Annotated in this window: 10 protein-coding genes; 1 reads left to right on the top strand and 9 read right to left on the bottom strand. The window is 69.9% G+C overall.

Translation table 11 applies throughout. From position 1 onward, the window contains the following. Window positions 1–105: 105 nt before the first annotated feature. The 8 genes from ACE3Q3_RS20500 to ACE3Q3_RS20535 all read right to left on the bottom strand — a co-directional run bounded on the left by ACE3Q3_RS20500 (window position 106) and on the right by ACE3Q3_RS20535 (window position 9,039). Window positions 106–1,287 carry an iron-containing alcohol dehydrogenase gene (locus ACE3Q3_RS20500; protein ID WP_374449102.1) on the bottom strand — a complete coding sequence of 394 codons (1,182 nt, stop codon included), beginning with the start codon at window positions 1,285–1,287 and terminating at the stop codon, window positions 106–108. Between the two features lie 14 nt (window positions 1,288–1,301). Next, entirely contained in the window at window positions 1,302–2,669 is a 1,368-nt protein-coding gene (locus ACE3Q3_RS20505) for a glutamine synthetase family protein (protein ID WP_374449103.1), read from the bottom strand. Window positions 2,670–2,751: 82 nt separating this feature from the next. Continuing rightward, window positions 2,752–3,561 carry an enoyl-CoA hydratase/isomerase family protein gene (locus ACE3Q3_RS20510; protein WP_374449104.1) on the bottom strand — a complete coding sequence of 270 codons (810 nt, stop codon included), beginning with the start codon at window positions 3,559–3,561 and terminating at the stop codon, window positions 2,752–2,754. A 17-nt stretch (window positions 3,562–3,578) separates the two neighbouring features. Continuing rightward, entirely contained in the window at window positions 3,579–5,201 is a 1,623-nt protein-coding gene (locus tag ACE3Q3_RS20515) for a class I adenylate-forming enzyme family protein (protein ID WP_374449105.1), read from the bottom strand. Between the two features lie 29 nt (window positions 5,202–5,230). After that, the gene (locus ACE3Q3_RS20520) at window positions 5,231–6,013 is read right to left on the bottom strand and encodes an ABC transporter permease (RefSeq protein WP_374449106.1); all 783 of its coding nucleotides are present in this window, start codon (window positions 6,011–6,013) and stop codon (window positions 5,231–5,233) included. Between the two features lie 14 nt (window positions 6,014–6,027). Beyond that, the gene (locus ACE3Q3_RS20525) at window positions 6,028–6,858 is read right to left on the bottom strand and encodes an ABC transporter permease (RefSeq protein WP_374449107.1); all 831 of its coding nucleotides are present in this window, start codon (window positions 6,856–6,858) and stop codon (window positions 6,028–6,030) included. A gap of 25 nt (window positions 6,859–6,883) precedes the next feature. Then, window positions 6,884–7,930: an ABC transporter substrate-binding protein gene (locus ACE3Q3_RS20530; protein ID WP_374449108.1), complete on the bottom strand. Its 1,047-nt coding sequence runs from the start codon at window positions 7,928–7,930 to the stop codon at window positions 6,884–6,886. A 44-nt stretch (window positions 7,931–7,974) separates the two neighbouring features. Continuing rightward, the gene (locus tag ACE3Q3_RS20535; RefSeq protein ID WP_374449109.1) at window positions 7,975–9,039 is read right to left on the bottom strand and encodes an ABC transporter ATP-binding protein; all 1,065 of its coding nucleotides are present in this window, start codon (window positions 9,037–9,039) and stop codon (window positions 7,975–7,977) included. A gap of 113 nt (window positions 9,040–9,152) precedes the next feature. Between ACE3Q3_RS20535 and ACE3Q3_RS20540 the strand changes: the two genes are divergently transcribed. Next, window positions 9,153–9,887 (top strand): TetR/AcrR family transcriptional regulator, encoded by a 735-nt coding sequence (locus ACE3Q3_RS20540; RefSeq protein WP_374449110.1) that lies wholly within the window; start codon window positions 9,153–9,155, stop codon window positions 9,885–9,887. Here ACE3Q3_RS20540 and ACE3Q3_RS20545 read toward each other — a convergent pair. After that, window positions 9,820–10,703 (bottom strand): ABC transporter permease subunit (locus ACE3Q3_RS20545; RefSeq protein WP_374449111.1); only part of this gene is annotated, 884 nt, incomplete at its 5' end. The two genes, ACE3Q3_RS20540 and ACE3Q3_RS20545, sit on opposite strands and share 68 nt — an antisense overlap.

Genomic DNA, 10,703 nt, shown 5'->3' on the forward strand with positions numbered 1-10,703 from the left:
GATCAGGGACGCTATTGTTTTGATTGAATTTTCTCATCCCGAGCGAAGTCGAGGGACGCACGGACGCTGGCCGCCACCATGAGTCCTTGAACTGCGGACTTGGTGTCAGACGGTGCCGGCGAGCGCCCGCTCGTAGAGGCCGCGCAGCTCGGCGGCGCCGACCTTGACCGGGTTGCCGCCGGCAGTCGGGTCGGCCGCCGCCATCTCGGCCAGCATGTCGAGCCTCGCCGGCTCGATGCCGAGGGCGCCCGCGGCGTGCGGGATATTCAGCTGCGCGCGCAGTTCCAGCACCCAGGCGAGGAACCCGTCGAAGCCGCCCTCGAGGCCGAGATAGGCCGCCGCCCGGTCGAGCTTCGCCGCGACCGCCGGGCGGTTGAAGGCGAGCACGTAGGGCATGAACACCGCGTTGGTCAGCCCGTGGTGGGTGTCGTAGACGGCGCCGACCGGATGGCTCAGCGCGTGGATGGCACCCAGCCCCTTCTGGAAGGCGATGGCGCCCATGCTGGCGGCCGCCAGCATGTGGGCGCGCGCCTCGAGGTCGCTGCCGTCGGCGACCGCGCGCGGCAGCCACTCCTTCACCAGCCGCATGCCCTCGACCGCGATGCCGTCGCCGAGCGGGTGATGGTAGGTCGAGGAATAGGCCTCGAGATTGTGGGCAAGCGCATCCATGCCCGTCCAGGCGGTGATGTTGGCGGGCAGGCCCGCCGTCACCGCGGGATCGGCGATGACGATCGCCGGCAGCATCTTCGGGTGGAAGATGATCTTCTTGGTCCGGGTCGGCTCGTGCGTCACGACCGAGGCGCGACCGACCTCCGAGCCGGTCCCGGCCGTCGTCGGCACGGCGACGATGGGGGCGATGGCGGCCGCGTCCGCGCGCGTCCACCAGTCGCCGATGTCCTCGAAGTCCCAGAGCGGCCGGGTCTGCCCGGCCTGGAAGGCGATCGCCTTGCCGGCGTCGAGCGCACTGCCGCCGCCGATGGCGACGACGCCGTCATGCCCGCCCGAGCGGAAGGCGGCGACGCCGTCGTCGATGTTCCGGCCCTCCGGGTTCGGCTTGATCTGCGAGAAGAGGGCAGCCGGCAGCCCGGCTTCCTTCAGCAGGTCCATCACCTGTGCCAGGAGCGGCAGCTTCGCCAAGCCCGGATCGGTGACGACGAGCGGCCGGGCGATCCCGGCGGCGCGGCAGGCGCCGGCCAGTTCCTTCAGGCGGCCGACGCCGAAGCGGACGGCGGTCGGATAGCTCCAGTTGGCGCGGAGGTGGCGATAGGCGTCGGCAGGGGCGGACATCGGGCGGCGCTTTCTCAGATGATCTCGAAGTAGCGGGCGAGCTGCCAGTCGGTGATGGCGCGGCGCGCCTCCCGCTCCTCCCACTCGCGGGTGGCGGCGAAATGGTCGACGAAGGCGTCGCCATAGAGGGCACGCGCCGCCTTGGACGCCTTCAGGCGGCCGGCCGCCTCGCCCAGCGTCGCCGGCAGCGCGAGGCGGCGTTGCGCCTTCTGCTCGTAGGCGTTGCCCCGGACAGCCGGCGTCGGCTCCAGCCCGTGCTCGATGCCCCACAGGCCGCTGCCGATGGCGGCGGCGAGCGCGAGGTACGGGTTCCCGTCGGCCGCCGCGATGCGGTACTCGACGCGCTGCGACTTCTCGCCGCCGGGGATGACGCGCAAGGCCGTCGTCCGGTTCTCGATGCCCCAGGTGGCGCTGGTCGGCGCCCAGAAGCCGGGGATGAGGCGGGTGTAGGAATTGACCGTCGGCGCCACCATGCCCAGCACCTCGGGCAGCAGCGCCTGCTGCCCGGCGACGAAGTGGCGCATGGTCTTCGACATGCCGCCCTCGCCGTCCGCGTCGCGGAAGACCGGCTTGCCGTCGAGGTCCGTCAGCGAAGTGTGGATGTGGCCCGACTGCCCGGGCCAGTCCGGCGACCATTTGGCCATGAAGGTCGCCATCAGGTTGCGGCGCTGGGCGACGATCTTGGCGAAGGTCTTGAAGAGTGCGGCCTTGTCGGCCGCGTTCAGGGCATCGTCGACGGTGATCGCCGCCTCCAGCACGCCCGGCCCGGTCTCGGTGTGCAGGCCCTCGATCGGCAGGTCCATGCGCTCGCAGGTCTCGAGCAGCTCGCGGTAGAAGTCCGACCAGACGGAGTTGCGCAGCACCGAGTAGCCGAAATAGCCGGGGGTGATCGGCTTCAGGTTGCGGTAGCCCTTCTCGCGCACCGAGTGCGGCGTCTCGTCGAAGACGAAGAACTCGTACTCGACCGCGGCCTTGACCCGGAAGCCCATCGACTTCGCCCGGTCGAGGACCCGCCGCAGCGTGCCGCGCGGGCAGATCGTGTCGGCCGGCGGCGCGAACTCCGCCAGGAAGAAGAGGCCCGGCGCCTCGAACGGGATCTCGCGGCAGCTTTCGGGGACGACCCGCACCGGCGCGTCGGGATAGGCGGTGTGCCAGCCGGTGTAGGTCGTGTTGTCGTAGAGCTGGTCGTTGGAATCCCAGCCGAGCACGACGTCGCAGAAGCCGAAGCCCCCTTCCAGCGCCGAGAAGAACTTGGCGCGGGACATGTACTTGCCGCGGAGGATGCCGTCGGCATCGAACACCCCCACCTTGACGTGGGTCAGGCCCCGCGCCTCGACGATGGCCCTGGCATCGGCGACCGTGCGAACGTCCCTCGGCTGCATGCTCGGATCCCCTGCTTCCCCGGATGGCCGGCAACCCTAGGGCCGCCGGCCGACTGTCACAATACGAAGCTTCGGGGCGGACTCAGCCGGCATCGTCTTTCTTGTAGAGGAACCGGCCGACCTTCTCGCTTCCGGTCCCGTGCGCCATCCGCTGCATGCGGTAGAGATGCTTGGTGAAGGCGAGCGCGTCGAGCTTGGTCTGGTCGATCGATCGGTAGTAGGCCTCCATCTCGATGCGGACGGCGAGCGGCGGATGGCGGGCGATGCGGGCGGCGATCTCCTCCGCCTTGGCCATCACGTCCGGCCCCGGCACGACATGGTTGACGAGGTTGTAGCGGAGCGCGTCCGCCGCCGACATCGGGTCGCCGGTCAGCAGCATCTCGAGGGCGACGACGTGGGGCAGGTGGCGCGACAGGCGCGACGAGCCGCCGGCGCCGCCCATGCCGTAGGCGATCTCCGGGAAGCCCAGCCTGGCGTCGTCGGAGGCGACGCGGATGTCGGTCAGGTGCAGGAGATAGATCATCCCCTGCCCGAGGCAGTAGCCGCGCACCGCGCCGATGATCGGCTTGAAGCGCTCCAGCGCCAGCACGTCGCGCGACCAGGCGAAGGTCCGGGGCTCCTCCTCCTCGACCCGGTGGCGCGACCAGAGATGGGCCGACATCTCCTCGGCCGGGGTCTGGTAGCTCGTGTACTGGGTCTTGATGTCGTCGCCGGCGGAGAAGGCCCGTTCGCCGGCGCCCGTCATGATGCCGACCCGGACCTCCTCGTCGGCGAGGAACTCCAGCATCGTCTGGTACATCTGCTTGTGGAGCGCCGGCGTCATCGGGTTCACCGATCCGTTGCGGATGGTGAAGTAGGCGATGTGGCCCTTCTTCTCGTAGTCGAGCGGCATGGTCCGTCTCCCTCTCTTCAGCGCCACACGCCGTCGACACGGTCGTAGCTGTCGGCGCGCAGGTCCGGCTTCTCGTCGACGAGGCGCTGCTTGGCGATCTTCTCCGACGGGGTCTTGGGCAGGCTGTCGCGGTACTCGAGGTAGCGCGGCACCTTGAACCTCGCGAGCCGCGCCTCGCAGTGGGCGAAGAACCGTTCGGGCGACACCGCCGACCGGTCGACGCCCGGCTTCAGCACGATGTAGGCCTTCACCTCCTGGCCGCGGCGCGCGTCGGGAACGCCGACCGCCGCCGCCTCGGCGATCTCGTCGATCTCGCGGATCACCGCCTCGACCTCGCGGGCGGCGATGTTCTCGCCCGAGCGCCGGATCATGTCCTTGACCCGGCCGACGATGTAGTGGAAGCCGCGCTCGTCCCGGCGGAAGAGGTCGCCGGTGCGGAACCAGCCGTCGCGGAAGCTGGCGGCGTTCGCCTCGGGCTTGCGGTAGTAGCCGAGCAGGATGCCGGGCCCGCGGATGCAGAGCTCGCCGATCTCGCCCGTCGGCACCTCGTTGCCCGCCTCGTCGCAGATCTTCGCCTCGCGGTAGGGCGAGGGCACGCCGCACGAGCCGGAGCCGACCATGTCGGTCGCCTCGCGCGGCATGAAGAGCGCCGAGCCGACCTCGGTCATGCCGAAGGATTCCCGCGCGATCATGCCGAAGCGCTTCTCCAGGTCGGCATGGGCCTGGCGGGCGAGCCCGAAGATCGAGACGCGCTTCAGCTTGTGCTGGCGGTCGAGGGGCGACGGCGGCTCCTTGTCGACGACGCCGGGGAAGAGGCAGTACTCGATGTCGTAGGCCCGCACCCAGTCCATGAAGCGGCTGGACGAGGCGCGGCGGGCGACGAAGATCTGGCCGTCGCTGTACATCGCCATCAGCAGCAGCCACTGCGGGTCCATGTAGTAGTAGGGCTGCGCCACCAGGATGCGGCGGCACTCGTCCTCGCCGCGCATCGCCGCCACCTTGCCCAGCGTCAGCCAGTAGCGGTGGGTCAGCATGCAGCCCTTGGGGAAGCCCGTCGTGCCGGACGTGTACTGGATGTTCATCAGGTCATCGAGCGCCGGCTCCGGCCACGGGCCGCGCCGCGCCGGGGCGTCGCGCAGCAGCGCCTCCAGCGGCCGTCCGGCGGTGCCGTCGCCGCCCAGCACCAGGACGTGGTCGTGGTCGAGCACCGGCGTCTCGGCATTCATTGCGTCCAGCGTCGGCAGGCAGGAGCGGTCGATGACGAGGAAGCCGGCCTCGGAATCGGTCAGGACGTAGTGCAGTTCGCGCGCCGTGTAGCCGATGTTGATCGGCACCATGACGGCGCCGAGCCGGGCGAGCGCCAACCAGGTGGTCGGGAACTCGGGCACGTTGGGCAGCATGACGCCGACATGGCTGCCCTGGCGGACGCCCGCATGGGCGAGCGCCTCGGCCATGCGGTCGATCGCCACCTTGGCCTCGGCATAGGTCGCGCTGCGCTGCTCGTCGAAGAAGGTCCACAGGGTCGCACCGCCGTTGCGGGCGACGACCTCGTCGACGAAGGCGCCGAGATTGCGGGCGAACGGCGTCGCCTCGATGCGGGCGCGCAGGGCGGCGACGTGATCGAGCAGGGACAGGCTCAAGTCGGGCTCTCCTGGAGGTGCCGCCGGGGTCAGCCCCCGTAGCGGCGGACGTTGCGTTGGCGGAAATATTCGGCGACCGCCATGCCGACGACGCTGACGACGATCAGCATCGTCGCGGCCGCCGCCACCGTCGGGTCGAGGCGCAGCATGAGGTCGGTCCAGATGCGGACCGGCAGGGTCTGCAGCCCGCCCGAGACGAAGAGCGTGATGATGAGCTCGTCGAAGGAGGCGAAGAAGGCGAGCAGCGAGGAGGCGAACATCGACGGCCCGAGATAGGGCAGCGTCACGCTGAAGAAGGCGCGGACCGGGCTGGCGCCGAGCACGCGCGCCGCCCGCTCCAGCGTCGTGTCGAAGCTGCGCAGCGCCGAGGAGACGATCAGCACGACGTAGGGCAGGGCACAGACCGCATGCGCGAAGATCAGCGCCGGGACGTTGTCGACCCACTTCCAGCGCAGGAAGACGATGAAGAGCGCCAGCGCCAGGATCACCGTCGGAATGATGAGCGGCGCGACCAGCAGGGCGTGGAGCAGGCGCCGGCCGGGGAAGCTGCCGCGCACGATCGCGACCGAGGCCAGCGTGCCGACGACGAGCGCGACCGCGGTCGCGCCGATCCCCACCTTGAAGCTCAGCATCGTCGCCGCGACCCAGCTCTGGTCGACGAAGAACTCGCGGTACCAGCGCAGCGAGACCTGCCGCGGCGGGAACTCGAGGAACTGGCTGTCGGTCAGCGAGATCGGCACCAGCAGGACGAGCGGCATCACCAGGAAGGCGACCGCGATCGCGAAATAGACGCCGAGCAGGAAGCGGGTCATCGCGCGCGGCCCTCTCAGCCGTGCAGGCGCCGCTCGGGCGCGACGAGGCGGAAGAGGGCGAGCAGGACGAGGGTCGCCGCCAGCAGCACCAGCGCCAGCGCCGAGGCGAAGCTCCAGTTCAGCGTCTGGTGGACCTCGAAGTCGATCAGGTTGGCCAGCATGATGTTGCGCCGCCCACCGAGCAGCGCCGGGGTGACGTAGAAGCCGAGCGAAAGGATGAAGCAGATGATGGCGCCGGCCGCGGCACCGCCGATGCTCATCGGGAAGAAGACGCGGGCGAACGCCTTGAACGGCGAGGCGCCCAGCGTGCGGGCGGCGCGCACGAGCTGCGGGTCGATCTCGACCATCGCCGCGAAGCAGGTGAGGATCATGATCGGCAGCAGGATCTGCACCATCGCGAGGTGGACGGCGAAGCCGGTGAACAGCATCTGGACCGGCTGGTCGACCAGCCCCAGCCCGAGGAGTGCCTTGTTGACGAGGCCCTCGCGGCCGAGCAGCACCATCCAGGTGTAGGTGCGGATCAGCACGCTGATCCAGAACGGCAGCAGGATCAGGTAGAGGAAGAAGGCGCGCCAGCGCTTCGACATGGTCGCGAGGTAGTAGGCGATCGGGTAGCCGAGGACGCAGCACAGGAGGGTCACCGTCAGCGCCAGCAGGAAGGTGCGCCGGAGGACGATCGCCGCAACCGGCGAGGTCGCGAGCTTGTCGAAGGATTCGAGGGTGAAGCCCGGGTTGAACAGGCTCTGCTTCATCACCCCGAACAGCGGGTAGAGGAAGAGAAGCCCGATGAGCGCCACCGCCGGCCCGAGCAGGAGGGCGAGCTGGAGCGAGCGGCGGCGGCTCATCTGGGCGGGTCCCCCGGCCTTGCGGCTACTGCAGCAGCCAGGCGTTCCAGCGCTCGGTCAGCGGCGCCCGCCGCTCGGCCCACCATTCGGGGTCGAAGCGGAACTGCACCGCGACATTGTCCGGATGGATCGGCAGGTCGCGCGCCACCTCCGGCTTCAGCCGCTCGACGAGGCCCGGGATGAAGCCGGGATAGGGCACCTCGGAGACGAACTGCTCGCCCTTCGCCGCGTCGAGGCGGGTGCGCATGTACATCATCGCCTCCTTCGGGTGCTTGGCGCCCTTGGGGATGCCCCAGTAGGACAGCTGCAGCGAACCGCCCTGGTAGGTAATGGCGACCGGACGGCCTTCCCTGCGGAGCGGCGTGATGCGCCCGTTCCAGACCGAGGTCATGACCACTTCGCCGTCGACCAGGAGCTGGACGTGCTGGGCGCCGGTGGTCCACCAGACCGTGATCTTGTCCTTGATCTGGTCGAGCTTCTTGAAGGCGCGCTCGACGTCGAGCGGATAGAGCTTGTCCGGCGCGACGCCGTCCGCCAGCAGCGCGAACTCGAGATTGCCGACCGGCGAGTTCTGCAGCGCGCGCGGGCCGGGGAAGTCCTTGACGTTCCAGAAGTCGGCCCAGCTCTTCGGCGCCTTGCCGGCCGGGAACTTGTCGGTGCGGTAGGCGAGCACGGTCGAGAAGGTCGCGGTCACCATCGCGTTCGGCCGCTTGGCGATGTCCGGCAGCTTGTTGTCGGGGTCGACGAACTTCCAGTCGACCGGCTGGAGCCAGCCGTGCTTCGTCGCCTCGATGACGTCAGAGCCGCCGAGCTCGGTCATGTCCCACTCGACGTTGCCCGATTCCACCATCGCCTTCAGCTTCGGCAGGCTGACCGGCGCCGTCGCCCGGACCTTGATGCCGGTCTCCCTGGCGAAGGGCTCCTCGTAGATCCGGGTGATGGTCTGGGCGAGGCTGCCGCCCGACCCGTTGACGGTGATCGTGACCTGCGCCGCGGCGGGGCCGGCCAGGACGGCGAGCGCACCGGCGGCGGCGATGCCGGTCGTGAACCGGCGGCGGGAGATGTTCGTCATGCTCGGGTGGTCCTTCCTCCGGGAGCGGATGAACGGGGCCGGCGCTATTCGGCCAGGAAGACGATGTCGGCCGGGTCGATCGCGAAGGCGACGCGGGCGCCCACGGCATGGGCGCCGCCGCCCGGCTCGCGGCGCTGGGCGAAGAGCAGGGTGCCGCCCCGGTCGCAGCGCGCCGCGTAGCGCACCACGTCGCCGAGGAAGATGACGTCGGTGATGGTGCCGGCGATCGGGCCCTCGCCCGGCGCCGCCGCCAGCACCTCCGGGCGGAGTGCCGCCCAGCGGGCGCCGTCGGGGACCGCGGCCGCGACCGCGCCCACCCCTTCCAGCGCCGCCGTGCCGGGCGCGCCCGCGATCACCGGCAGCAGGTTGTTGACGCCGATGAACTCGGCCACGAAGCGGGTGCGTGGCTGGTCGTAGATCTCCTTCGGCGTGCCGACCTGGAGCACCCGGCCCTTGTCCATGACGACGATGCGGTCGGACAGCGTCAGCGCCTCGCCCTGGTCGTGGGTGACGTAGATGACGGTACAGCCGATCTGCCGCTGGAACTGCTTGATCTCGAGCTGCATCGCCTCGCGCAGCTTGAGGTCGAGGGCGCCCAGCGGCTCGTCCATCAAGAGCACGCGCGGCTCGAAGACGATGGCGCGGGCGAAGGCGACGCGCTGCTTCTGGCCGCCGGAGAGCTGATGCGGCATGCGCCGCCCGTACTCGGGCAGGCGGATCAGGTCGAGCGCGGCCTGGGCGCGCTCGCGCGCCTGGCGCCGCGGCACGCCGCGCATCCGCAAGGGGAAGGCGATGTTGTCGAGGACGTCGAGATGCGGGAACAGCGAGTAGTTCTGGAACACCATGCCGATGTTCCGCTTCTCGGTCGGCAGGGCGGAGATCGGCACGCCGTCGATGGCGATGTGGCCCGAGCTCATTTCGATGAAGCCGGCGAGCGCGTTGAGCGCCGTCGTCTTGCCCGAGCCCGACGGCCCGAGCAGGGTCAGGAACTCGCCGGCCGCGACCTCGAGGCTGAAATCCTCGAGCGCGACCGTCGCGCCGTAGACCTGCCGGAGCCCGCGGAACACGACCGAGGCACCCTTCGCCAGACCCTGGCCGGCCCGCTGCATTGCGTCCCCGATCCTTCCCTGATCCTCTGATCGGGAAAAGTGACGCTATCGTCATTTCTTGTCAACGGGCCTTCGGCTGGTGCATTGGAGGAACCGTCCGCACTGGAGGAGCGATGGCCGCCGTCGAATATGCCCGGCACCTGGCAGAGCAGCTGGCGGCCCTGCGCAGCGCCCGCAAGGTCGAGCGCACGCGGCTCCGGCTCGAGATCGCCACGGCGGAACTGCTGGAGGAGACGAGCTACGGCCGCCTCACGGTCGACGAGATCACCGAGCGGGCCGGCCTCGCCCACGGCACCTTCTACCGCTACTATGCCGGCAAGCACGAGATCGTGCTGGCGGTGCTGCGCGGCTTCCTCGGGGCGATCCGCGGGATGCGGCCGTCGCTCGCCCGGGTCGACGACCCCTATGCGGCGATCCACGCCGCCAACCGTCACTATGTCGACGTCTACCGCCGCAACGTCGGCCTGATGCGCTGCTTCCTGACATTGCGCTCGGACGACCCGCTGGTCGCCGAGATCGGCAGCCGGGCGGACGCCGGCCTGGTGGCGCGGGTGACGCGCAGCATCGCCCGCTTCGGCGCGCCCGCCGCGGCACTGCCGCCGCGCCGCCAGGAACTGCTGATCCATGCGGTCATCGGCGCGGTCGACGCGCTGCTGCGCAAGGTCTACGGCGCGAGCGAGCCGCCGCTGGTGCGCTTCGCCGACGATCCCGAGACGATCGCCCAGATCCTGAGCGACATCTGGTACCGGGCGCTCTACGCCGCCGATCCCGCCCCGGCGGTCAGCGCTGCCGCCAGCGCTGGGACCGCCGCAGCAGCACGCCGGAGACGAGCGTCTCCACCAGCTTGACGGCGGCGGAGGTCGCCGTCACCACCACCGCCATGGCCGCCGCCGCCGCGATGGCGCCGCTGTCGTTCATGTTGACGATGGCGACGGAGGCGAGCTTGGTCTGGGCGGTGTAGATGAAGATCACCGCCGAGACCGTCGTCATCGCGTTGACGAAGAGGTAGATGGCGATGTTGACGATGGCCGGCAGGCAGACCGGCACCGTCACCCGCAGGAACGTCCGCCAGAACGGCACCTGGAGGGAGGCCGAGACCGCCTCGAACTCCGGGTCGAGCTGCTTCAGCGCCGTCGTCGCCGTGAGATGGGCGACCGTGTAGAAGTGCGCGACCGTGCAGATCCCGAGCAGCGTCATGGTGCCGTAGAGGCCGCCCAACGGGTTGCCCGGGGCATTGAAGAAGAAGACGTAGGCGAGCCCGAGCACCAGCCCCGGCACCGCGAGCGGCACCATGGCCAGGAGATGGAGGAACTGCCGCGCCCAGCCGGCGCCCTTGCCCTTCTCGACGAGATAGGCGCCGGTGAAGACGAAGGCCGTGCCGAACAGGGCGACCCCCGCCGCCATCCGCAGGCTGTTGTAGTAGGACGACCAGCCGTCGGAATCGAAATCCTCGAAGACGTAGTTCTGGAACCCGAGCGACAGGTTGTAGGGCCAGAGCTTGACCAGCGAGGCATAGACGGCCGTGGCGAGGATGCCGAGGATGACGGCGCCGACGGCGGCGCAGAAGCCCAGCATCGCCCAGTCGCGCACCGCCTGCGGCTGCGGCACCAGCGGCACCGAGCGGGCGCCGAGCAGGGCCACCTGGCGGCGCTGCACGATGCGGT

Source organism: Allostella sp., assembly GCF_041913585.1.
Taxonomy (GTDB): Bacteria; Pseudomonadota; Alphaproteobacteria; order ATCC43930; family Allostellaceae; genus Allostella.